Below are 23,397 nucleotides of genomic sequence, written 5' to 3' on the forward strand. Positions count from 1 at the left end.
ACTGCGCCGCCTTACCGCTCTTCGACCGGCACCCACGTCCGCCCCTTCTCACCGACGTACTGACTCCGGGGCCGAATGATGCGATTGTCGGCGAGTTGTTCGAGACAGTGCGCTATCCAGCCGCCGACGCGGGCGACGGCGAACGTCGTCGTAAAGAGGTCTTTCGGGATGCCGACGCCGTGGAGGAGCGCGGCGGTGTAGAACTCGACGTTCGTTTCGAGTCGGCGTCCCGGTTTGTGCTCGGCGAGTAGCTCGACCGCAACGTCTTCGAACGTTTGGACGGTGTCGAAAAACTCGGTATCACCGCTGTCCTCGTAGAAGCTCTTGGCGGCCGCCGAGAGCACCGCCGCGCGGGGGTCGCGGACGCGGTAGACGCGGTGGCCGAAGCCCATCAGGCGCTCGCCGGCGTCGAGTTTCGCTTGGACGTACGCTCGCGGGTCGTCCCCGTCGGCGACCTCCCGAAGCATGTCGAGGACGGGACCGGGCGCGCCGCCGTGAAGCGGTCCTTTGAGCGTCCCGACGGCGGCGGTCGCCGCGGACACGACATCCGATTCAGTCGAGACGACGACGCGGGCAGTGAACGTCGAGGCGTTCAGGCCGTGGTCGATGACGGTGTTGAGGTACGTTTCGAGGCCGCGAACTTCGGCGTCGGTCGGCTCCTCGCCGTTCAGCATGTAATGATAGTTCGCGGCGTGGCCGAGGTCCGCGCGGGGTGCAACCGGTTCGTCGCCCGCTCGGTAGCGCCAGTACGTTGCGACGAGTGTCGGGAGGACGGCCACGACCCGCCGCGCCGCGGTCTCGTTCGACTGGTCGTCGGTTCCGAGCGTCGCGGCCGCGACGCCCATTCGGAGGGCGTCCATCGGCGGCTTGCGCTCGGTTGCGGCGCGCCGGAGCACGGCCCGAACCTCGTCGCCGATGTCGCGTCGCGCCGCGAGGTCGGCGCGGAACTCGTCGAGTTCGGCCGCTGTCGGCAGTCTATCGTTCAACAGCAAGAAGACGCTCTCCTCGTAGGTCGCGTTGGCCGCCAGTTCGGCGAGCGGGAAGCCGCCGATGATGAGTTCTCCCTCCTCGCCGTCGATGAAGCTCAGTTTCGTCTCCGCGACGAGCACACCCGCTAACCCGCGATTGAGTTCGACTTCGTCCATGTCACTATCTAACACTACTGCTATGTATGTCAATCGACGTATCGAAGTCCGTTCTGTCGTGAGTCGCCGACAGTCGGCCGTCCGAAACTGAGACGGGAAAGAACGCGCCGCTCGCCGCCTAGTTAGTTTTGTTACGTCGCAACGACATATGCTAGCGCATGTCGAACAACTATCGCGTCGAGTACGAACTGAGTGACGACGACGAGAACATTCATCACAAGTGGGACAACAGCATCGAACCGGTCCTCACCGTCGAACCCGGGGAAGTCGTCCGATTCGAGTGTCGAGACGCCCTCGACGGGCAACTCACGCCGGACTCGACGGCCGACGATTTCGAGAACGTCAGTTTCGACCCGGTGCACCCGCTCACCGGCCCGGTCGCTATCGACGGTGCCGAACCGGGGGACGTGCTCGCCGTCGAGTTCCTCGACTTCGAGCACAAAGGTTGGGGCTATACGGGGTACATGCCGGGCGAGATGGGCTACGGCCTGCTTCCCGAGGAGTTCGAAGACGGCGGGCTATACGTTTGGGACCTCGGCGACGACGTTGCGCACTTCGTAAACGACATCGAGGTTCCGCTGAACCTGTTTCCCGGTATCGGCGGCGTGGCTCCGAAGACGCCCGGTGCACACAACACGCTCCCGCCGCGCGACACCGGCGGCAACATGGACTTGACGTATCTCACAGCGGGTTCGACGCTGTATCTCCCCGTCGAGGTCGCGGGGGCGTTGTTTTCGACCGGTGATTGCCACGCGGCACAGGGTGACGGCGAAGTCTGTGTCACCGGTATCGAAGCGCCGATGTTCGTCACGGCGCGGTTCGACGTACTGAAAGACAAGTCCATCGCGCAACCCGAGTTGGAAACGTCGGGTTCGACGACGCACACCAACCCGGCGGACCCGGCCTACGGGACGACAGGCATCGCCGACAGCCTGATGACGGCGATGAAGCGGGCGGTCAGCCACATGATTTCGCACCTCGAAGCCGAGCGCGACCTGACCCGCGGCGAGGCCTACATCCTCTGTTCCGCGGCGCTGAGTCTCAAAATAAGCGAGGTCGTCGGCGCGCCCAACTGGACGGTCACGGCGTACCTGCCGGACAGCATCTTCCCCGAGTGAGACACCCAACTATCGCCGGACGAGCCGATTTCAGCGGGCATCCACCAGTCGAACGCCCCCGCTGGGTCGGCACGCGAACACCCGCGCGTCCGCCCCGACCCACTCGGTTGCCCGCGCGTCAATCGCGTCCATCACGCGGCCGAGTTCGGCCCCGTCAACCAGCGCCACGGCACTGCCGCCGAATCCGCCACCGGTCATTCGCGCGCCGTAGACACCGTCGGTGCCGGTTGCGAGTTCGACCGCGGCGTCGAGTTCCGAGCAACTCACTTCGTAGTCGTCGCGGAGGCTCTCGTGGCCCGCGACCATCGCTTCGCCGACTCGCTCGAAGTCGCCCGCAGAGAGGGCGTCGCGGGCGCGTTTGACGCGCTCATTTTCGGTGGCGACGTGTCGCGCGCGGCGATAGTGGGCCGCATCGAGAGCGTCGGCGTGCGCCTCCAACAGGTCGCGGTCAACGTCTCTGAGTGCGTCGAGGGAGCGTCCGGACGCCTCCCGAAGCGCCGACAGCGCCTCGCGGCACTCGCGGACGCGGTCGTTGTAGCCCGAATCGGCCAGTTCGTGGGAGACGCCGGTGTCGATCACGAGTATGCCGACCGCGCCGCCGAGCGAGACCTGTTCGTACTCGCGGGTTCGACAGTCGAGAAAGAGCGCCGAATCCGGTTCACAGAGACCGGCCGCGAACTGGTCGAGAATGCCGCATTCGACCCCGACACCCTCGCGTTCGGCCCGCCAGCACGCCAGCGCGAGGTCGACCGTTGGAAGGTCGGCGTCGGCCGCGGCGAGGAGCGCCCGACCGGTGGCGAGTTCGAGTGCCGCGGACGACGAGAGACCCGCGCCGGTCGGCACGTCGGAGGCGATAGCGAGGTCCGCGCCGGGAACCGCGACTTGTTCGCGGAGGACGCGAGCGACGGCGGCGACGTAGGCGGCCCACCCGTCCGGCGCGTCGTCGGGTCCGATTGTCGCCGTCTCGTCGAAGTCGGTCGCATGGACGCGAAGCAGGTCGTCGTCGCGGGGGCGGGCCGCGACCGCGACGTGTCGGTCAACGGCCGTCGGGAGACACAGGCCGTCGTTGTAGTCGGTGTGACCACCGACGAGGTTCACCCGGCCGGGTGCGACCGCGACGAATGAGTCTCGTTCCGTCTCGCTCGATTTGGTTGCGAGCACGGCTTGCAGGCTCGATTTCGCCCGTCTCACCGGCTCGGTGGCTCCCGATTGCCCCCGCGTCATTCGTGTCCGGTCTCCGGGTTCGGTTCCGAAGACGCCGCTTCCGCGTCGCGCCCGCCGAGCCGGTCGGCGATTTCCCGCCCCATCTCGCGCGGGTTCGCTTCGGTCACGCGGAGCGTGTCGCCGACTGCGACGCGACCGGGCGTCACGACGTCGGCGCAGATACCGCCGCGGCGTTCCCGGAGCGCGGCGCCAACGTCGTCGCCGACGAGGTCGGCGAGATACGCGCAGGGTGGCCTGAGCTTCGTCCCGCGGAGTTCGGCCTCGCCGAGCGCGAACGTCGCATCGAGTAGGGCTGACGGGTCGATACCGCGGACGACGACGTTTCGGCGGTGTCGTCCCCCGGAGAGGTCGAGGTCGAACTCGCGCTCGGCCTCGTCCAGTACTGCGGCATCGACGAGCGTCACCTGACAGCCATCGGTCGCCGAGTAGTACCCGTTGCCGTCGAAGTAGCGGTCGCCCTCGATACCGCCGTCTCTGACCGCGACGGTCTCGTGGGACACCATCGCCTCGCCGCTCGACGGAGCGGTGTAGAGTCCGTCCACGCATCCGTGCATCTCACGTTTCATGCCTCTGGCTAGCACATGAAGAACCGAATAGGTTCGGACGGAGCGACCTACTGGTCTCTTCCCACCACCAACGACGTCGTCTGCGGGCAGTCAGCAGAGCGGTTTCGGGTCGACGCCGAGGTTGGCAAGCCCGTCCGCGTAGTCGTCGTAGGCGATTTGGACGACGTATTCGGCGACCATCTTCGCGCGCTCCCAGTCGTCGTCGCTCTCGCACAGTTCGTCCAGCAGGTCGAGACCGGTGTCGAGGGTGTCTTCGGTTTCCGATTTCAGCTCTCGAAACAGGTCTGCGCCCTGCCTGTCGGCTTCGTTGATGAAAAAGCCGATAACCTGTGTGTGCGTCCGAAGTGAGACGAGACCGCGGCCGACCATCCCGGCGGCAATTCGTTCGATAGTGTCGTCGCGTCCGCGGAGATAGGCGTGCATCGGGCCGGGTTCGTCGGGCAGGTCGATGTCGTCGTCGAGCGCGTCGAGCACGCGGTCGAGGTGCGTCGCTTCCTGTTCTGCGGTGGTTTCGAAGGCCGTCTTCGCCCGCTCGTCGGTCTCACTTTCCGCCCACGTGCGGAACGTCTCGCAGGCCGCGTGTTCCGAGAAGGCGGCGGCGCGAAGCACCGCCGGCTCGGAGAGGTCCGCCTCGGTGAGGGCCAACAGGAGCTTCGAGGAACCGAGTCGGTCGAGTTCTGTTTGCTTCGCCGTCTCGATGGAGTCGCGGAACGTTTCGGCGTTCATGGGTGTTCACTGGGCGGCCGTCGATGTGAACGTTAGCCTCGGTAACCTTTTCCGTACCCGACAACCGGAGTCCGGACTCACAGATAGCGACTTTCCGACGACACTGACGGTCCTACGGTGCTATCAATAGTGATACCGCGTGGGGAGGGTTGAAATACGGCTGGCTGGTGAGACCAGTTATGACCGACCCCTCGGAACAGGTCACTGCCGACGTGAGAAGACGCGTCGATGGACAGGCCCTCCTTTCTCAATTAGATATCGATGACGCAGAAATCGAGTGGCGGAAGTCGTTCGTCCGTCTCTCTGCGGCGGACGAGCGGCGTGTCAGCGAGCTTCAGCCGCTTTTCGATGAGTTTGCAGACGACTTCGCCGCCAACTTCTACGACCATCTCGGCGAGCACGCGGAGGCCACGGCGTTTTTCGGCCGCTCGACGAAGACGATGGAGCGGCTACAGGCGGACCAAGCGGCCTACCTTCGACAACTGGCCTCCGGCGAGTACGACGCCGACTACTTCGCAACGCGGGCGCGAATCGGGAAGATACACGATTTGATAGACCTCGGGCCGAAGTTCTACCTCGGCGCGTATTCGGTGTACTACGAGGGGATAACCGAAGCAATCGCGTCCGACGTGAAAGCAGAGTTCGGCGGGTCCGATACTGACACCGCCACTGACGCGACATCTGGAGCCGAATCCGGGGCTGGCGACGACGACGGAACTCGGGCTGACGGGCTTTTGCGTGGGTTGTTGTCCGGACTCGGTGACGGCGGCGACCGCGATAGCCTCGCTCGCGGCGGGGGCGATGGGAATCAGGTCGATGCCGCGGTCGATGCGCTCGTCGAGCGACTCCTTCCGGTGTTGAAACTGCTTTCTCTCGACCAACAGGTTGCGATGGACACGTACATCCACTCGCACAGCGAGGCCGCGCGGACCGCCGCGGCGCGTCGTCGGCAACTCGCCGCCGAGGTCGAAGCCGACGTGAGCGAACCGGTAGAGGAGTTGCTTTCGACCTCCGAACAGGTCACCAACCGGACCACCGACATCGAAGCGACCGCCGAAGAACAGGCTGAGGACATGGCCACGGTTGCGGCGGAAGTCTCGGATATGAGCGCGACAGTCGAGGAAATCGCGGCGACGGCCGAGGAAGTCGAACGCACCAGCGCGGACGCCGCAGACCGCGCCGCCGAAGGCGAGGATGCGGCCGACGAAGCCATCGACGTGATGCGCGACGTCAGTGAAGCCGCCGAAACCGCGTCGAGCGACGTCCAACGCCTCCACGACCAAATCGAGGAAATCGACGAAGTACTCGACGCCATCAACGATATCGCCGAACAGACGAATCTGCTCGCGCTCAACGCCTCTATCGAGGCGGCCCGCGCGGGCGAGGCGGGTGAGGGATTCGCCGTCGTCGCAAACGAGGTGAAGAACCTCGCCGAAGAGTCACAGGCGCGTGCGACGGAAGTCGAGACAACTGTAGACAACATCCAAGAAGACGCACAGGACACCATCGACAGCCTCTCGCAGACGACCGACCGCCTCTACGACGGTATCGACCGCGGCGAAGACGTGATGCGGAGTCTCTCGGACATCTCCTCGGCGGTCGAACAGGCGACCGTCGGCGTCAGCGAAGTCGCGTCCGCGACCGACGACCAAGCCGAGAGCGCCGAACAAATCGCCGATATGGTCGATGACGCGAACGCGCGTGCGGACGCCGTCTCAGCGAAAATCGCGGAAATTGCCGACGCGACCCGCTCGCAAACCCAACAGGTCCTCGCAATCCGCGATGCCGCGATGCGACTCGGCGGCGACGACCGACAGGAGTCGCAACTCGACGACGGTGGAGACCGGCCAGCATCGCAGTCCAGCAGTGGACTTCCGGGCGATATCGACGGCCCGCCGGCTAGCGTCCTTGACGACACCGACTACGACGACTCGCCGGACCCGAATCTCAGCAACGACGGCGGAACGCCACAGTAACGCCAGCGAAACACCGCAGTAACGCGGTTGAACGCCACAGTAACGCCAGCGAAACACCGCAGTAACGCGGTTGAACGCCACAGTAACGCCAGCGAAACACCGCAGTGAACGGCGACAGGACCGCGCGGTAGAGTCTCCGTCGAAGCCGCGGAGCGTTCTTGCGGGCCGAGTACGTAGATGTGAGTATGACTCCCGACGAACTCGCGGCACGACTCCAGCGCGGCGACCCGACGGCCGTCCTCGACGTTCGAAACCGTGACGAGTTCGACACGTGGCACATCGACGGCCAGCACGTGACAGCGACGCAGATTCCGGCGATCAAGTTCACGCAAGCTGAGGTGACTGGCACCGTCTCGGACCTCGCAGACCAGTTTCGAGACGTGCCGTCGCCGGTCGTCGTCGCCTGCGGTGAAGGCCGGTCGAGCGCGACCGTCGCCGACTTGCTCACCGAGGCCGGCGTCGAAGCCGAAAACCTCGAAGATGGGATGGAGGGCTGGGCGCGCGTCTACCGCGCCCACGAGGTCGAACACGACGAGGCGACGGTGCTCCAGTACGACCGCCCGTCGAGCGGCTGTCTCGCCTACATGGTCGTCGGCGGCGACGAAGCGGTCGTCATCGACCCGCTTCGGGCGTTCGCATCGCGGTACGTCGAAGACGCCCGCGAACGCGGTGCTGAACTCGTCGCCGCCGTGGACACGCACGTCCACGCCGACCACGTAAGCGGCGTCCGCGCTGTCGCCGAACTCGCGGACGTCCCCGCCGTCGTCCCGGTCGGAGCGGTCGAGCGCGGTCTCGATTTCGACGCCAGACTGGTCGAAGACGGTGACACTGTGTCGGTCGGAAACGCATCGCTCACCGCGGTTCACGCGCCAGGACACACGAGCGAGATGACCGCCTACCGCCTCGGCGACCTGCTTTTCGTCGGCGACAGCCTCTTTTTGGAGAGCGTCGCACGGCCAGACCTCGAAGACGGCGACGAGGGCGCACCCGACGCGGCCAGACGGCTCTACGAAACGCTCCGCGACCGCTACGGCGAGTTCGACGACGAGATACGCGTCGCTCCCGGCCACTACAGCGACCGGGCCGACCCCGACGAAAGCGGCGGCTACGTGGCGACGCTCGGAACGCTCCGCGACCGTCTCGGGGCGCTCTCGATGGACGAAGCCGAGTTCGTCTCGTTCGTCCTCGACGACATGCCGCCGCGCCCGGCCAACTACGAGCGAATCATCGACGCGAATCTCGGCCGCGACTCCCTTGACGACGACGAAGCGTTCGAAGTCGAGTTGGGACCGAACAACTGCGCGGCGACGGCGAGCGGCGAGTGACGGGTCGATTGCCGAGACGAGTGGCGAGGTGACTACGAATCGACCGACGAATCGACCGACGAATCGACTGACGTATTGGTCAACTGACGACGCGTTGGGTTCGTTCCCGGGCGTGAGCGCGACTCGCTGACCGGGCGCGTAGCGAGAACAAAAAGAATCTGTGCGCGGTCGTGGTCGCCCGCGCGGTGACACCCGTCGTTAGTCGTCGTCTGCGACGGTGCCCGCGGTCGCGGCGTCGTCTTCGATGCTCGGGGGGTAGACGCCGCGGTCGAGCTTCAGGTCGCTCTGCGGGCGAGCCATACAGGTAAGCGCGTACTTCTCGGCTTCTTCTTCGGTCAGGCCGCGAGCGGCCGGTTGAGTGACGTCGCCTTCGAGAATCTCCGCGGAACAGGCCAGACACATCCCGACGCGGCAAGAGTACTCCTGTGCGATTCCTTCCTCGATGCAGGCTTTGAGAATCGTCTGCTTGTCGGACACGGTGATGGTCTCGCCCGTTCCGACGAACTCGACGGTGTACTCGGTCATACCGCGGCGTATGAGGGAACGCACCAAAACTGTTTATCAAACAGCCGGGTCCGACGGGAGATTCGTCGTCTAAAAGAGGACTCATTCGGCGGCGTCGGCGTCCGACTCGGCTTCGGTTCCGGTCGCCGACGCGTCGGTCTCCGCTTCCGTCTCCGCCCCTGCCTGCTCGCTTTCGTCTTCGTCCATCCGAATCGTGAGCACCGGCACCGGCGACGTTCGGACGACGCGTTCGGTGACGCTTCCGAGCAAATAGTGGCTCAGTCCGGTTCGGCCGTGGGTGCCCATGACCACGAGGTCGATGTCGTGGTCGTCGATGTAGTCCCGAATCGAGCGATAGGCGGTTCCCGTGACCACTTCGGTCTCGATTTCAGCGCCCGACGTTTTCGCGGCTTCTTTGATGTGCCCGGTCGCGGCTTCGCCCTCGCGTTCGAGCGCGTTGATGACGACATCGGCGCCGGCATCGAGCGAGGTGTAGATGCTCGTATCGACGACGTACAGCGCGTGCACCCGTGAATCGTACGTCTCTGCGAGGTCGAGCGCGTGGTCGATGGCGCGCTCGGCGGCTTTGCTTCCGTCGGTCGGCACAAGGATTTCGCTGTACATGACAGAGTATACTCAGTCGGGAACGGGATTAGTTCTACTCCTCGTTCTCGTCGTCTTGGAAGGACAGAATCGACGATTCACAGGCCTGTAGGCCGTCGATTCGGGCGGTTCCGTCGTCGAGTTCGACCGTCTCGACGACAGACCAGCCTGACTCGTCGGCGTACGCGGCACCTTTGACCCACGAGTCGGTGGCGAAAAGCAGGCCGCGCGCCGGCCCGTCGTTTTCGACGGCGACGACGAGGTCGAACGCCTCGGAGCGATTCAGCGATGTGAGTTCCTGCGGCTCTAACGGCCGCGGTGGAAGCGAGTCGATGAGCGTCATATCCGTGTGCTACCGGTCGGCGGAGATGATGCTTTCGAAGCTGTCGGTGCCGGCGCACGATTCGTGGCGCTTCGCTCGAATGTTCCGTAACCTTTCTGCCGTCCGGCGCGCCACGTCTCCTCATGATACCCTCCCGCGTCGGGCAACGGCTCGACCGAACGGCGCTCGCCGTCGGCGCACTCGCCCTCGTGGCGCTCGTCGTCCGCCTTGTCGGTCTCGGCGGGCGACCACTCCACTGGGACGAGGCCCGCGTCGGCTACTGGAGCCTCCGCTACCTCGAAACCGGCTTTTTCCAATACCGGCCGGTCGCTGGCGGACCGCTCGTATACCTCCTCTCGCGGACTTCACTGGCCGTCTTCGGAACGACCGACTTCGCGCTCAGACTGCCGGTTGCGGTCGTCGGTGCGGTGCTCCCGCTCGTGAGCCTCCTCTTTCGGGACTACCTCGAATCCGACGAGACAGTCGCGCTCGCGCTCGTCCTCGCGGTGAACCCGCTTCTCGTCTACTACGGCCGGTTCGCCCGCGGAGACGTGCTCGCAATCGGCTTCGCGTTCGCGGCCTTCGGGTTTGCGCTCCGACTCGCAAACGGTCACGGACGGAAGAACGCCTACGGTCTGGCCGCGGCCTGCGCGCTCGCAATCGCCGCCTCGGGTCTCGGTATCGTCGCGCTCTGCTGTCTCGGCGTCGCCGGCCTGCTCGTGTTCGACCACGCCGCGCTCGTGTCGTCGGCGCGCCCCGCCGCGATGCGACTCGGTGAGTTCTCCGCGCGCCTCCGCGGTGGGGTGACACCGGCCGCACGTGCCGTCCTCGTCTTCGTCGGTCTCTACGTCTTCACGTTCGCCCCGCGAGCGGGCGTGACCGACAGGGCCGGACTCTACACGCCCGGGACGATTCTCGGCGCAATCGACGTGGCGCTGTTCGAATCCGTGCGCCGGTTCGTCGGCGTCCGCATCGTCAACCGCTACCCCGGTGCGACACACGAGTATCTCCCGTACCTCGCTAACCTCGGCGAGACACTCGCGCTCGCGGCGCTCCCGGTGACGCTCCTCGGAGTCGGCGTCTTCGTCGTTGACCGCTACACTGCCGGCGGTCCGCGGCGCGTCGTCTCAGCGGCGGTCTACTGGGCGGGTGCGTCGCTCGCGTTCGTCCCGATGTTGACTGAGGTGTCTGCCCCGTGGCTCGGCGTCTACGTCGTCGTCCCGCTCGCCATCCCGGCGGCGGTCGGTCTCGCCGCGCTCGGCCGGTGGGGAAGACGAGCGTTCGACAGCCAGGATACGCCTCGCGTCGCGGCGGCGATTCTCGTCTTGCTCGCGCTCGGTGCGCAGACCGGCGCGGTTGCGACGACCGAGGTGTACGCTCCGAGCGACCGCGACACCAACCTCGCACACTACGGCCAGCCGCCGAGCGACTTCGCCGCGTTCCGCGAGAACCTCTCGACGTGGGTCGGCCCGACCGAGGATTCGGACGCCGACGTGCTCTACTACGGGAGTTCGATGTACGTCTCGGACGGCGCGGCGGACTACCCGCCGGTCCCCGACGAGTGGGGTGAGCAACTGCCGATGGCGTGGTACGTCGAACGAACCGGTGCCGACACGGCGTCCGTGACGGACGCGACCGCGCTCGAACGACGGTCGTCGATTCCGCCGGTCGTCATCGCGCCCGCATCAGAGCGCGACACGTTGGCACCGAGACTCGACGGCTACGTCGCACACACCTATCAGACAGGGCTTTGGGGGCGTCCAATCGTCGTCTTCGTGAAAAACTGAGAGACTGCAAGACCGAGAACCGCCGAGAGACCGCGGCGCGCTTATCTAAATCCCATCGCTTCGATCTGTTCTTGGTAGCGGTTCCGGATGGTGACCTCGGTGACCTGCGCGACGTCCGCGACTTCGCGCTGAGTCTTTTTTTCGTTGCAGAGAAGCGAGGCCGCGTAGATTGCGGCGGCGGCGAATCCGGTCGGAGACTTCCCGGAGAGAAGTCCCTGTTCCGCGGAGACATCGATAATCTCGGTCGCCTTCGCCTGTACCTCCTCGGAGAGTTCGAGTGCGGAGGCGAACCGGGGGACGAACTGCTTCGGGTCGACCGGCTTGAGTTCCAATCCGAGTTCCTGGGAAATGTAGCGGTACGTGCGACCGATTTCTTTCTGCGGGACGCGAGACACTTCGGCGACTTCGTCGAGCGAGCGCGGGATTCCCTCCTGCCGACAGGCGGCGTAGAGCGCCGATGTGGCGACGCCCTCGATAGACCGCCCGCGAATCAGGTCTTCGTTGAGGGCGCGTCGGTAGATGACGGATGCGACCTCGCGTACCGACCGCGGTACGCCGAGTGCGGACGCCATCCGGTCGATTTCACTGAGTGCGAACTGGAGGTTTCGCTCGCCCGCGTCTTTCGTTCGAATTCGTTCCTGCCACTTTCGAAGCCGGTGCATCTGCGACCGCTTTTCGGACGAGAGCGACCGACCGTAGGCGTCTTTGTCCTTCCAGTCGATGGTCGTCGTCAACCCGCGGTCGTGCATCGTCTCGGTGATGGGAGCACCGACGCGCGACTTCGACTGGCGTTCGGAGTGGTTGAACGCGCGCCACTCCGGACCACGGTCGATCTGTCGCTCATCGAGAACGAGACCACAGTCGTCACACACTAACTCCCCCTGATCTGCGTCTGTGACGATCTGGTCCGACCCGCACTCCGGGCAGTTGACTTGCTCGTCCTCTTGTGCCGTTGCCTCCTCTCGCTGACGCTGCCGGCTCGGACGTTCCATTAAAAGGTTTCTGGTGGAGCGTGAATTTAAACCTTTGTAACAGAATTATGACACAGGTCGCAGTCGTGCGATTCGAGGCGTTCGGATTCAGGTCGTTCCGACTCAACTACTAATACAGTTCCCTGACAAACGGTAAATCAGATGGTAAGACGTGTTACCCTGACCCTCGGTATCGTATTACTCGTTGTTCTGGCTGGGTGCGTCGGTGTGGGTGGCGCAGACACCGAATCTCCGACGGCGGAATTGACACCGACCGAATCAGTAGCCGCCGAAACGACGGCCGCGGAGACGACGGTCACTGAGACGACCACCACCAATCAGTCGGCATCGGTGACCGCCGTGTCGGGTGACGTCACGGTCGAAGTCGTCGAAGTCGTTGACGGCGATACGATAAAGGTCGTCATGCCGAACGGGTCCCGCGAGACGATTCGACTCCTCGGCGTCGATACGCCCGAGGTCTACGGCGAAAATACGCCTGACGAGTTCAAGGGCGTCCCCGAGACCGACGCCGGAAAACGGTGTCTCGGCGAGGCGGGCGAGGACGCGAGCGCCTACGCGAAGTCGAGACTCTCCGGGCGGACCGTCGAACTCAGATACGACGAGAAAGCCGGAAAGCGCGGCTACTACGGCCGGATTCTCGCCTACGTCGTCGTTGACGGCTCGGAGTTCAACTACGACCTCATCACCGAGGGGCACGCTCGATTCTACGACAGTTCGTTCGAAGAGCGCGAGCGGTACGACCGCGCCGAACGCGAAGCACGCGAGCGCGGCGTCGGTCTCTGGTCCTGTGCGACCGAGGGTGGTGACGGCGGTTCGGACAACGACGACGGACTGTCCGTCACCGTCGCCGCCGACGCGCCCGGAAACGACAACAACAACCTCAACGAAGAGACGGTGACGCTCGAAAACGGCGGCGACAGCGCTATCGACCTCTCGGGGTGGACTATCTCGGACGCCGCGGGTTCGACGTACACCTTTGCCGACGGGACGGAACTTGCGAGCGGCGCGACGATTACGCTCCACACCGGGTCGGGGTCAGACACGGCAACCGACGTGTACTGGGAACGCGCTGGTGCGGTCTGGAACAACGGCGGCGATACGGTCACGGTGCGCGACGCGACTGGTTCGGAAGTCCTCACGCACACGTACGACTGAAAAACTGACCGCGTGCTACTTCGACGCGGGGACCGTGCGACTCCACATCCCGTGTGGGGGATGGGGGTTGGAGCGTGTGACCCCCGGAAGCCCTACGTTCTGCTCGATTATCAGTGTCTAGTCTGTTTTTCCGGTCGCATACGCCGTCTTCGACCCGCTGACCCGGAGCGCCACGTCATAAAAAATTACTATTGCGCATTTCCAAAGCTATATACATAACCAAAGGAAATGTGAGGGTGTCATGAGCACCCTCGACACGTCTTCCGTCGAAGCCGCCGTCGCCGCAGGTCGTCCGACCGATTTCACGCCGGTCGCACTCGACGCATCGAATCTGGATTCGACCGCGCCCGCGCACCTCCGCGACCTGAAAGCCGGACTCGCTGACGAGGGCTACTTGCCCGCGGAACTCACCGTCGAAGCGCAGTTCTGCGAGGACGACCCGTTTGCGGTGCAAGCCGAATCCGACCGCCTCCGGGAGTACGTCCGCGCCGCCGCGTTCCTCGGCGTCGGACGCGTCATCGTCGATGTCGCCGACTGTTGTCGCCCCGAGGAGACGGCGTCGGCACTCGCCGCGCTCGACGAACGCGCCCACCGCGAAGGTGTCGCTTTTGAGGTTCGGGGTTCCATCGACGCTTGATGGCAACCAAGGCCGCGCTCGAAGCGCAGTTGGCGGTGGTCGCCGGATTCGAGGCTCCCAAGGTCTCTCTCGAACAGTATCCGACGCCGCCGGACCTCGCGGCGCACCTCGTTCACCTCGCGGACCTCCGCGGTGATATCGAGAGCACGACCGTTCTCGACCTCGGAACCGGAACCGGCATGCTCGCGCTCGGCGCCGCGCTCAGGTCACCCGCCCGCGTCGTCGGCGTCGAACTCGACCCGGACGCGCTCGACACCGCGCTCGACAACGCCCGCCGCGTCGGTGCCAGCGCCCCAATTCACTGGATTCGCGGCGACGCCACTCGCCTCCCGCTTTGTCTTCCCGACGACCAACCGGTCACCGTGTTGATGAACCCGCCTTTCGGTGCTCAACGGGGCAACGAGCACGCTGACCGCGCGTTCCTCGATGCGGTCTCGCGCGTCGCGGACGTGTCGTACTCCGTCCACAACGAGGGGAGCAAGGAGTTCGTCGAATCGTTCGTCGCCGACGCGGACGGCGAACTCACCGACGCGTTCCGGGCGACGTTCGACCTCGAACGACAGTTCGACTTCCACGACGCCGACCGCCGCGAACTCGACGCGGAAGTGTTCCGAATCGAGTGGTAACCGGAGCTGTCTCCTACTTATACGATTCCTGTCGGGCGATACGGACTCGCGTCCCTTGCGACTCCGCGAACACGAACGACCCCTCTCGAACGAACCGAATCCCATCGAGGGTCGTGCTCACGTTCTTCGTCGGCATCGGCCCTCTGACGGTGCCGCGTTCCGACGAGACCTGTAGGTCGTACCCCGTCGCGGTCGGAACGACAGAGATGTTGCGACGGGAGACGACGGGTTCGGCCCGAACTGCGCCCGTCTTGTAAGCCAGTGTCGCGTTCTCGTCGCCAGCGAGGAACACTCGATACGCCGCGTTCCCCGACCCGACGACGGCGTAGCCGTCCCGCGAGGCGGTCACCTCGTCGCGCCACCCGAGTCCGCCCAACCGAACGGTCGAGTCGCCCGCGAACGCCAACCGGTTTTTCGAGACTGCTGTCGTCCAGATGCCGCGTCGCTGGCTCTTGACGATGACGCCGGACGTGTTCGTCGTCGTCGATTCTCCGAACAGTTCGACGTCGAATGCGGCGGTTAGCCCGTTCGGTACGTCTTCGGCGTAGGTCACCTCGTAATCCCTGACCGAGACGCTTTCGCCGGGGAGGTCGTCGCCGGCGGTGGTAAAGAGGTTGTACAGCACCGCCGGACCCGACAGCGACGACACGACGAGCAGTAAGACGACGACGCCGACCTGCCAGTGACGCGCCGACGGGAGCGACCCCGATGGCGCGCGCTCGCGGAGTGGCCTGTCGGACGCCGAAACGGTGAGCGCGACGAGCAACGCGAGGAGGACGACGAGAGCGAATCCGACGGCGCGAAAGAGGACGTACGTCCCGCCGCCGCGGAAGAAGTACACCGCCCACAGCGACTCACTGATTGCGAACAGCAGGACGCCGGCGAAGCTTCGAAACGCCGGTACGCGCACCTCCCGCCGTTGTCTGGCGACCCAGACGCCGAGGAGGATTCCGAACAGGAGTCCGATTGCGTGCCCTTGAATGGCGATTTGCGCCCACCACGGCGTGGAGAACACGGGCCGGGCCGACGCGACAACTTCGGGCGACAACATCGCGTTGTAGAAGACGCTGACGACGCGTCCCGAGACGAAGGCGAGAACGGTCGTCAGCGGCCGAGTGACGAGTGCGAATCCAGCGAACGCGAACACGACGCCGGAGAACCCGATGACCGGGCCGAGTGCGAACACCGAGGTGAGAAGGCCGACGACGAAGACGGCACCGGGGAAGATGACGAACGCCCGAACGTACGGATTCTCGCGGAGCGATCCAAACGAGGTCGAACCGCGCCGAGTCGGGTAGTGACTCCACACGTACTCGGCGACCGGTGCCAGCGTGAGCGTCCCGATGAGGTTCCCGGTGAGGTGACTGGCACCGGAGTGTGAAAACGGGGCCACGACCATCCCGAGGGGGTAGAAGTACGACCACGCCCGAAACGGGATGACGACGGGTCGATACCACGTCGAAAGCCCGTCTTGGACGAATAGATAGACGAATAGAACGCCGCCGACACTTACGAGAGTCCCCCACGGAAGGCCGAAGAGGAACCGACGGCGGAGCACGGCCGCGAACCGACTCGGACGGTCCGCGAGTGCGAGCGCGACGACGGCGACGAGAAGCGTGGCGACGGCGGCGAGCCGGTGAAACGGAATCCAGCCCGGAATGTCTAGCATTGGCTACCTGTGTCGTGCGAACGGGTGATAAAGAAACCCGCGGAGAACTGCTTGAAACGTGCTATCGAGCGACACGACTACGGCGACGGCGAACGCCGCTCGAAAGGCTCGGACGGGTGTCCCCGTCGTTCAAATCTTGCCTTCGGCGTCGTCTGCCAGTTCTTCCATCCGCTTGCCGACGCGTCCGGCACTCGAAAACTCGTCGTCGCTCATCGCGGTTGCGAGGGCGTTTCCGAGCACGAACACGGCATGTTTGTGTTCACTCTTGGATTTGTGGACGTGCGACGGCTCGACGCTGAGTTCGTCGTACGGGTCGAAGAGACTCGAATCGACGTGGTCGCGCGCCGAAAAGTGATCCTTGATGATGACCATCTGTTCGTGCAGCTCCAGCAGTTCGTCCTTGTGCATGAGAGTTCGTTAGGCGCGAGGATGTTTTAAGAGTTATTGGGGACTTCTGTCATCCGGCTCAGAAGACGTACTCGTCTTCGTGGCCCATCATTCCGTCGTCTTCGAAGGCGCGGTCCTCGTCGGACATCGGACCGCTCGTTTTGTACGCGCGGATACCGGTCGAAAGGAGGTCTTCGATAGCCTCGTCGCGGTTGACGAACTCGCCCTGCTCGACGAGCTGGACGATCTGCATCTCTAGGTGTTCCGGCACGGTAATCTCTACTTTGGGCATCTGAACGTCCGACGCTTTGGAAGGGCCGTATATAACTCTACCGGGGGGCCAATAGGGATTCCCGAAGGTCAGCAAGAGCGACGTACGGGTTCAGTATTCTTCGGTGGTATGATTGTGGAAACCGAGACGCCGAAGTAGCCAACACGTCGCAACCGAGGCGGCAAGCACTTTCGCCCGTCGCCGACACCCGGGCGGTCACACGAGCGGGACCGGAGTCGTTACTGATAGGTGCGTCGGGTCGAAGGTTCGAGCATGCCCAAAGACGTGACGCACCTCTACGAGGAGTTCGACGGCGACCGACTCCCGCCGGGCCAACGCGAGACCCAAGGATTTCCGGTCCTCTCGAAGAGCGGGACGCCCTCGTGGGACCCCGAATCGTGGTCGTTCGAGGTGTGGGGAGCGGTCGAAAACCAACTCGACCTCTCGTTCGACGAGTTCCGCGACCTCCCCTCGGAGACGCAGATTCAGGACTTCCACTGCGTCACCGGCTGGAGCAAGTTCGACTGCGAGTTCGAGGGCGTCACCTTCCCGACGCTCGCGGAGAAAGCGGGCGTCGCCGACGACGCGGTTCACGTGATGTTCCACGCGATGGACGGCTACACGACGAACCTCCCGCTCGACCAGTGCATGCGCGACGAAGTGATGTTCGTCTGGGGCTACGACGGCGACGACCTACCCACGGACCACGGCGGCCCGCTTCGAGTCGTTACCCCGCACAGGTACGCCTACAAAGGTGCGAAATGGGTGACCGGCGTCGAATTCCTCACGGAACCCGAACGTGGCTACTGGGAGAAGCGGGGCTACTCGAACACGGCAAACCCGTGGGACGAAGAGCGGTACAGTTAGAGTCGGGGTGGTCCCTCCCGCGAGAGCCACAATCTGTTGACTAATATACAAATATGGGCGCGCTGTGGCTGATATCTCGACTCTCTCACAGAACAGAAGGGAGAGTTTCAAGCGTCCCCGGTCCTGAGCCTCGTTCGATGGAACCGTTGCGGACCGACGAGGTGACAACACATCTCGTCAGCAGGTCGGTTCGACTGTCTGCACCGCCCGTTACGGCGTCTCTCGCGGCGGTGCACCGCCCGCGGACGGTGTGGACCGCCCCCGACGAGCCAACCGTCGTCGGTGGCGGCGCGGCCGTGACCGTTGAGTCTGATGGCCCGGCGCGTCTCACGCGCGCCCGCGAGGCCGCGACGTCGCTGTTCGACGATGCCGATATCGACGGCCCGTCGGTCGGTCGCCCGCGTTTCTTCGGCGGGTTCGCGTTTCACGAAGCGGCGACCGGACGAAATCCGTGGGGTGACTTCCCGGCGGCGCGGTTCGTCGTTCCCGAGGTACAACTCGTGTTCGACGGCGACGACGCGTGGCTCACGGTCACCGCCGTCGGTGACGCTCCCGAGGCGGTCGAACACCGACTCGCGGAGGTCCGCGAGACGCTCACCGACCTCCCCGACGCGCCGCCACAGGGACCGCCCGGCGTTTCGGAACGCCACCGAACTACCTCTGTCGATGCGTGGCGTGACAGCGTCGAAGTGGCAGTTTCGCACATCCTCGCGGGCGAACTCAGAAAGGTCGTTCTCGCGCAGGCGCTCGAAGTCGAACTCGACCGACCGGCGTCCGTTCCCGACCTGCTCGCCCGTCTCGGCGATACCTACCCCGAGTGCCACCGCTTCCTCGTCGAACCCGAGACGGGTGCGAGCTTCCTCGGTGCGACACCCGAGCGACTCGTGTCGCTCCGGGGCCGCGAGGTCGAAACCGGCGCGCTCGCCGGAACGACCGGCCGCGGAGACACCGACGACGAAGACGAGTGGTTAGCGGACGAACTCCTCGCAAGCGAGAAGGACAACCACGAACACGAACTCGTCGCCGAGACGATTCGGGAGCAACTCGACCCGTTTTCGGCCGATATTCGCGTCGGCGACCGCGGCATCCGCAAACTCGCTACCGTCCAACACCTCTGGACGCCTATCGACGCCACGCTCGAACGCGACGAACACGTGCTTTCGCTCGTGAACGCGCTCCACCCGACGCCTGCGGTCGGCGGTCTGCCACCCGCGGCCGCACTCGACGTTATCCGTGACACCGAACCCTTCGACCGCGGCTGGTACGCCGCGCCTGTCGGCTGGTTCGACGCCGACGGCGACGGCAGTTTCGCGGTCGCCATCCGCTCGGCTATCGTTGACGACACGCTGGCGACGCTCTTTGCGGGCGTCGGTCTCGTCGCCGATTCTGACCCCGACGCCGAGTGGGACGAAGTCCAACTCAAGTACCGACCCATCCTGGACGAACTCGAACGCGACGACTGAACGTTCGAGCCGTCTTTTGTACCGACTCACCACGACGATTAGAGACAACACGAGATGACAGCGCCGAACCGAAACACCCTCTGGGCACGAACGTTCGCCGACGAACTGGCACGCACCGGTATCGACGCGGTGTGCATCGCACCCGGCAGTCGCTCGACGCCGCTCACCGAGGCGTTCGACCGCCACGACGACATCGAGACGTTCTCGCACCTCGACGAGCGCTCTGCGGCCTACTTCGCGCTCGGCCGCGCACGACGCACGGGCGACGTAACGCCCATCGTCTGCACCTCCGGCACCGCCGCCGCGAACTTCCACCCGGCCGTCATCGAGGCGTCGCAGGCGCGCGTGCCGATGCTCGTCCTCACCGCCGACCGACCGCCGGAACTCCGCGACAGCGGGGCGAATCAGACCGTCGATCAAGAGAAACTCTACGGCGGCGCGGTCCGCTGGTATAAGGATATGCCCGAACCCGAGGCGACGACGCGAAAGCTTCGGGGACTCCGAACGACTGCGGCGCGCGCCGTCTCGGAGGCGACCGGCGTCGATTCCGGTCCGGTCCACCTCAATTTTCCCTTCCGAAAGCCGCTCGAACCGACCCGCGTCGAAGACGACGTTCCGGCCGACCTCGACCCCGCGGCGCTCGACGGGCGCGGCGCGAACACGCCGTACGTCAAGACGACCGGCGGCGCACCCGAACTCTCGGAGGACCACCTCCGAAAGCTCGCTGACGAACTCGCCGTGGACCGCGGGCTCATCGTCGCCGGTCCCGCCGACCCGCCGGGATTCAACGCCGAAGCCCTCGCCGCCTTCGCGCACGCGACCGGCTTCCCCATCGTCGCCGACCCGCTCTCCGGACTCCGATTCGGCGGCCACACCCGGACGACAACCGTCCTCGGCGGCTACGACGCCTACCTCGACGAGCGCGTCACCGCCGACTGGCCAGACCCCGAAGTCGTCGTCAGAATCGGCGCGTCGCCGACCTCGAAGCCCCTTCGAAAGTACCTCGCGCGCACCGACGCCCGACAGTATCTCGTGGACCCGACAGGCCGGTGGCGTGAAGCCGAGTTCACCACGACGGACCTCGTCGAAGCCGAGCCATCCGTGCTCGCGTGGCGACTCTCGCAACTCGTTCGCAACCGCTCCGATTCAGCGTGGAACCAGTTGTGGACCGACGCTGAAGCGGCACACTGGGACGCTGTTGACACCGAAACCGACGCGTTCGAGGGTCGAATCGCGGCCGACGTGGCAGACCTCGCGCCCGAGCCATCGACCGTCTTCGTCTCGAACTCGATGCCTGTCCGCGACCTCGACCGATTCGCCCGTCCCTCGACGAAAGCGCGGACCGTCCTCGGAAATCGCGGCGCGTCCGGTATCGACGGCATCGTCTCTTCGGCCCTCGGTGCCGGGTCGGCGACGACCGACCATCTGACGCTTGTCACCGGTGACCTCGCGTACTACCACGACATGAACGGCCTGCTCGCACTCGGCCGACTCGGCGTGGACGCGACTATCGTCCTCGTCAACAACGACGGCGGCGGCATCTTCCACATGCTCCCCATCGAAGAGTACGAACCGCCGTTCACCGACCAGTTCAAGACGCCACACGGTCTCGAATTCGAGGCGACAGCGGACCTCTACGACCTCTCGTTCGACTCGGTCGGAACCGACGAGTTCCGCGACGCCTACGCCGACGCCGTCGCATCCGATGGAACCGACGTTATCGAGGTCCGGACCGACGCCGAAGACTCTCACCGCGTGCGCGACGACCTGCGTGAGCGGGTCGTGGAGGCGTTAGTCAACTGAGTCTCGCTCCCATCTGTGTCAACTGGTTAACTTTTTGCCCCCGGATTTTATCGTGGTTGCATGCCCTCCACACGGATTCCTACGTTATTGCAGTCGCCGCCGGGCTGACGTCGTGGTTGACGGGTCCGCGCGGGCCGCTCCGGAGCGACGGTCACTCGCCCGCGTCCGACGTGTTCGACCGCCGGGGCGTCTCAGTCATACGCTCCGTGAGCCGGGTTGCGGCCCCGTAGAGGCTGACGTCTAGCAGGACCGACAACCCGCCGATGACGCCGCCGATGAGACCGGCGATAGACACGATAAAGAGCACGATGAGGGCGAACGAGGCGACCTGCGAGATGTTCTCTGCGATGTTGCCGACGGGCGTGACGGCCTGTACGGGGTTGGTCAGGAAGACGATGAGAAAGAAGACGGCGACGATACCGAGCACGAACGCCGACCCGATGCGCGCGCCGCCGACGAACCCGTACCAGACGAGCGACCGCAGTCCACCCTCGGGCCGGTCATCGAGCCCGCCGACACGAAGCGCTCGGCGGGTCGAAGCCACGGTCAGCGCCCAGAGGTAACCGAAGACGAGTACGCCCGGAACCGTTCCGAATCCGGAAAGCGAGCCGGCAAGTCCGCCGCTCGTGTGGGCGATAAAGAGAGCCACGAGACTGAGAATCACGAGGTTGAACGTCGAGACGACCCACACCTCGAACCAGTCGGCGTCACCCATGTGCGAGCACCTCGGCGAGTGCGACGAGGACGAGAATCGCACCGGCGGTCGCGCCGTAACTCCGACTGAGAAGCGCACGTCCGGCGGCCGTCGGCGCTCGGTCTCGAAGTCGAAGGACGACGAGCGTCCGCACGAACGACCCGAAGACGAAGCCGATGACGGCCGCGAGTTTCGTCGTCAGGATGGTCCCCCAGCGCGTCGTCGGTCCCGGCGGGCCGAGCGTCCCGAGATTGCCGACGCCGGTGACGAGTAGCAGACCCATCGTTCCCCAGAATACCCACTCATAGGTGGTTGCGAGCGACCGATTCTGCGGACGCGAACTCTCGGACGTACGGAACGCGGCCCACGCGAACACCGCCCCACCGAAGATGAGCGCCATCCCCGAGACGTGGACGAAGCGCACGAGAAGCGACGAGACCAGAGACATGTCGTGGTAACTATCATTTTTCGGAGTAAATATAGGTGGGTGTGGGATGGCCGCTGGCGCTGGGGTCACCGTCGAACCGCTCGTCGCAGTCGCGTCGCAAGCGAATCTTTTTGCGCCGCCCGCGCCGCCACTCGATATGGTCTCTGAGATTTTTGACCCCGACCGCTGGGAACCGGTCGATGGTTCCGAGGCGTTCGACGACATCACCTACCACCGCGCCGTCGATGTTCCGGCAGTTCGAATCGCTTTCGACCGCCCGGACGTTCGAAACGCCTTCCGACCGGGGACGGTTGACGAACTCTATGCGGCGCTCGACGACGCCAGAAAGCGGGCCGACGTGGGCTGTGTTCTTCTGACCGGCAACGGTCCCTCGGAGAAAGACGGCGGCTGGGCGTTCTGTTCCGGCGGCGACCAGTCGGTTCGCGGCGGCTCTGGCTACGAGTACCGCGACGACGACGAAGCGGACGTGTCCGACGACCCGCTCGTCCGCGAGGCGAAAGCCGGTCGCCTGCACATTCTCGAAGTCCAGCGACTCATCCGATTCATGCCGAAACCCGTCGTCGCCGTGGTGCCGGGGTGGGCCGTCGGCGGCGGCCACTCCCTGCACGTCGTCTGCGACATGACACTCGCATCGGCGGAGCACGCGAAGTTCCTCCAGACCGACCCCGACGTGGCCTCCTTCGACGGCGGCTTCGGCTCGGCCTACCTCGCTAAACAGGTCGGTCAGAAGAAGGCCCGCGAAGTGTTCTTCATGGGCAAGACGTACTCCGCCGAGGAAGCCGTAGACATGGGGATGGCGAACGAGGCGATTCCGCACGAGGAGCTAGAGGACGTCGCACTGGAGTGGGCCGACGAGATGACGAAGAAGTCGCCGACGGCGATGCGGATGCTCAAGTACGCCTTCAACATGACCGATGACGGCATGGTCGGCCAGCAAGTGTTCGCCGGCGAAGCGACCCGACTCGCTTACATGACCGAGGAGGCACAGGAAGGCCGCGACGCGTTCCTCGAAAAGCGCGAGCCACGATTCCGCGACTATCCGTGGCACTACTGAGAACACCCGGCGTGTCAGCGTATTTTTAGGCTGAC

At 65.0% G+C, this 23,397-nt stretch carries 24 protein-coding genes; 11 read left to right on the plus strand and 13 right to left on the minus strand.

Annotation, left to right across the window (positions count from 1 at the left end):
* Window positions 1-11: 11 nt before the first annotated feature.
* Entirely contained in the window at window positions 12-1,145 is a 1,134-nt protein-coding gene (locus tag C440_RS01210; protein WP_008317471.1) for a citrate synthase/methylcitrate synthase, read from the minus strand.
* Window positions 1,146-1,303: 158 nt separating this feature from the next.
* On the opposite strand from C440_RS01210, the gene C440_RS01215 reads away from it, so the two are divergent.
* Window positions 1,304-2,263 (plus strand): acetamidase/formamidase family protein, encoded by a 960-nt coding sequence (locus tag C440_RS01215; RefSeq protein WP_008317473.1) that lies wholly within the window; start codon window positions 1,304-1,306, stop codon window positions 2,261-2,263.
* Window positions 2,264-2,293: 30 nt separating this feature from the next.
* On the opposite strand, the gene galK is transcribed toward C440_RS01215, so the two are convergent.
* The 3 genes from galK to C440_RS01230 form a co-directional block, all read right to left on the minus strand.
* Window positions 2,294-3,487, minus strand: a complete 1,194-nt coding sequence (gene galK, locus C440_RS01220; protein WP_049915102.1) for a galactokinase — start codon at window positions 3,485-3,487, stop codon at window positions 2,294-2,296.
* Window positions 3,484-4,053, minus strand: a complete 570-nt coding sequence (locus tag C440_RS01225; protein ID WP_049915103.1) for an MOSC domain-containing protein — start codon at window positions 4,051-4,053, stop codon at window positions 3,484-3,486. The genes galK and C440_RS01225 overlap by 4 nt, the downstream gene beginning before the upstream one ends.
* 90 nt (window positions 4,054-4,143) lie before the next feature.
* A complete protein-coding gene (locus tag C440_RS01230) occupies window positions 4,144-4,779 on the minus strand; it encodes a hypothetical protein (protein ID WP_008317479.1) in 636 nt (211 codons plus the stop codon).
* A gap of 179 nt (window positions 4,780-4,958) precedes the next feature.
* Here C440_RS01230 and C440_RS01235 point away from each other — a divergent pair, with 179 nt between their 5' ends.
* On the plus strand, window positions 4,959-6,755 hold the full coding sequence (locus C440_RS01235; protein ID WP_008317481.1) for a globin-coupled sensor protein: 1,797 nt from the start codon (window positions 4,959-4,961) through the stop codon (window positions 6,753-6,755).
* Between the two features lie 185 nt (window positions 6,756-6,940).
* Window positions 6,941-8,080: an MBL fold metallo-hydrolase gene (locus tag C440_RS01240; RefSeq protein WP_008317483.1), complete on the plus strand. Its 1,140-nt coding sequence runs from the start codon at window positions 6,941-6,943 to the stop codon at window positions 8,078-8,080.
* Between the two features lie 198 nt (window positions 8,081-8,278).
* Here C440_RS01240 and C440_RS01245 read toward each other — a convergent pair whose 3' ends face one another.
* The 3 genes from C440_RS01245 to C440_RS01255 form a co-directional block, all read right to left on the minus strand.
* Entirely contained in the window at window positions 8,279-8,605 is a 327-nt protein-coding gene (locus tag C440_RS01245) for a 2Fe-2S iron-sulfur cluster-binding protein (protein ID WP_008317485.1), read from the minus strand.
* A gap of 81 nt (window positions 8,606-8,686) precedes the next feature.
* Window positions 8,687-9,208, minus strand: a complete 522-nt coding sequence (locus C440_RS01250; protein WP_008317486.1) for a universal stress protein — start codon at window positions 9,206-9,208, stop codon at window positions 8,687-8,689.
* 34 nt (window positions 9,209-9,242) lie between these two features.
* Window positions 9,243-9,530, minus strand: coding sequence for a hypothetical protein (locus C440_RS01255; protein ID WP_008317488.1), 288 nt, complete (start codon window positions 9,528-9,530; stop codon window positions 9,243-9,245).
* A gap of 122 nt (window positions 9,531-9,652) precedes the next feature.
* On the opposite strand from C440_RS01255, the gene C440_RS01260 reads away from it, so the two are divergent.
* Window positions 9,653-11,296 (plus strand): flippase activity-associated protein Agl23, encoded by a 1,644-nt coding sequence (locus C440_RS01260; protein WP_008317490.1) that lies wholly within the window; start codon window positions 9,653-9,655, stop codon window positions 11,294-11,296.
* Window positions 11,297-11,337: 41 nt separating this feature from the next.
* Here the strand turns inward: C440_RS01260 and C440_RS01265 are convergent, their stop codons facing one another.
* On the minus strand, window positions 11,338-12,288 hold the full coding sequence (locus tag C440_RS01265) for a transcription initiation factor IIB (protein ID WP_004056913.1): 951 nt from the start codon (window positions 12,286-12,288) through the stop codon (window positions 11,338-11,340).
* Window positions 12,289-12,429: 141 nt separating this feature from the next.
* Between C440_RS01265 and C440_RS01270 the strand changes: the two genes are divergently transcribed.
* The 3 genes from C440_RS01270 to C440_RS01280 all read left to right on the plus strand — a co-directional run bounded on the left by C440_RS01270 (window position 12,430) and on the right by C440_RS01280 (window position 14,706).
* Window positions 12,430-13,443 carry a lamin tail domain-containing protein gene (locus C440_RS01270; protein ID WP_049915105.1) on the plus strand — a complete coding sequence of 338 codons (1,014 nt, stop codon included), beginning with the start codon at window positions 12,430-12,432 and terminating at the stop codon, window positions 13,441-13,443.
* A 241-nt stretch (window positions 13,444-13,684) separates the two neighbouring features.
* Window positions 13,685-14,080 (plus strand): hypothetical protein, encoded by a 396-nt coding sequence (locus C440_RS01275; RefSeq protein WP_008317493.1) that lies wholly within the window; start codon window positions 13,685-13,687, stop codon window positions 14,078-14,080.
* Window positions 14,080-14,706, plus strand: coding sequence for an METTL5 family protein (locus tag C440_RS01280; protein ID WP_008317494.1), 627 nt, complete (start codon window positions 14,080-14,082; stop codon window positions 14,704-14,706). Before C440_RS01275 ends, C440_RS01280 begins: the two co-directional genes overlap by 1 nt.
* Before the next feature lie 13 nt (window positions 14,707-14,719).
* Here the strand turns inward: C440_RS01280 and C440_RS01285 are convergent, their stop codons facing one another.
* The 3 genes from C440_RS01285 to C440_RS01295 form a co-directional block, all read right to left on the minus strand.
* On the minus strand, window positions 14,720-16,375 hold the full coding sequence (locus C440_RS01285; protein WP_008317495.1) for a rhomboid family intramembrane serine protease: 1,656 nt from the start codon (window positions 16,373-16,375) through the stop codon (window positions 14,720-14,722).
* A gap of 129 nt (window positions 16,376-16,504) precedes the next feature.
* Window positions 16,505-16,783: a UPF0058 family protein gene (locus tag C440_RS01290; RefSeq protein ID WP_008317496.1), complete on the minus strand. Its 279-nt coding sequence runs from the start codon at window positions 16,781-16,783 to the stop codon at window positions 16,505-16,507.
* A 58-nt stretch (window positions 16,784-16,841) separates the two neighbouring features.
* Window positions 16,842-17,054, minus strand: coding sequence for a ribbon-helix-helix domain-containing protein (locus C440_RS01295; RefSeq protein WP_004056919.1), 213 nt, complete (start codon window positions 17,052-17,054; stop codon window positions 16,842-16,844).
* Window positions 17,055-17,306: 252 nt separating this feature from the next.
* On the opposite strand from C440_RS01295, the gene C440_RS01300 reads away from it, so the two are divergent.
* The 3 genes from C440_RS01300 (at window position 17,307) to menD (ending at window position 21,166) form a co-directional block, all read left to right on the plus strand.
* Window positions 17,307-17,900 carry a sulfite oxidase-like oxidoreductase gene (locus tag C440_RS01300; RefSeq protein ID WP_008317498.1) on the plus strand — a complete coding sequence of 198 codons (594 nt, stop codon included), beginning with the start codon at window positions 17,307-17,309 and terminating at the stop codon, window positions 17,898-17,900.
* A gap of 137 nt (window positions 17,901-18,037) precedes the next feature.
* Window positions 18,038-19,363: an isochorismate synthase gene (locus C440_RS01305; protein WP_008317500.1), complete on the plus strand. Its 1,326-nt coding sequence runs from the start codon at window positions 18,038-18,040 to the stop codon at window positions 19,361-19,363.
* Window positions 19,364-19,417: 54 nt separating this feature from the next.
* The gene (menD, locus tag C440_RS01310) at window positions 19,418-21,166 is read left to right on the plus strand and encodes a 2-succinyl-5-enolpyruvyl-6-hydroxy-3-cyclohexene-1-carboxylic-acid synthase (RefSeq protein WP_008317502.1); all 1,749 of its coding nucleotides are present in this window, start codon (window positions 19,418-19,420) and stop codon (window positions 21,164-21,166) included.
* A 151-nt stretch (window positions 21,167-21,317) separates the two neighbouring features.
* On the opposite strand, the gene C440_RS01315 is transcribed toward menD, so the two are convergent.
* Window positions 21,318-21,881 (minus strand): hypothetical protein, encoded by a 564-nt coding sequence (locus tag C440_RS01315; RefSeq protein ID WP_008317504.1) that lies wholly within the window; start codon window positions 21,879-21,881, stop codon window positions 21,318-21,320.
* Entirely contained in the window at window positions 21,874-22,308 is a 435-nt protein-coding gene (locus C440_RS01320) for a CopD family protein (protein ID WP_008317507.1), read from the minus strand. The genes C440_RS01315 and C440_RS01320 overlap by 8 nt, the downstream gene beginning before the upstream one ends.
* 136 nt (window positions 22,309-22,444) lie before the next feature.
* Here C440_RS01320 and C440_RS01325 point away from each other — a divergent pair, with 136 nt between their 5' ends.
* Window positions 22,445-23,362 carry a 1,4-dihydroxy-2-naphthoyl-CoA synthase gene (locus tag C440_RS01325; protein ID WP_008317510.1) on the plus strand — a complete coding sequence of 306 codons (918 nt, stop codon included), beginning with the start codon at window positions 22,445-22,447 and terminating at the stop codon, window positions 23,360-23,362.
* The last annotated feature ends 35 nt before the right edge of the window (window positions 23,363-23,397 follow it).

Source organism: Haloferax mucosum ATCC BAA-1512, assembly GCF_000337815.1.
Classification (GTDB): Archaea; Halobacteriota; Halobacteria; order Halobacteriales; family Haloferacaceae; genus Haloferax; species Haloferax mucosum.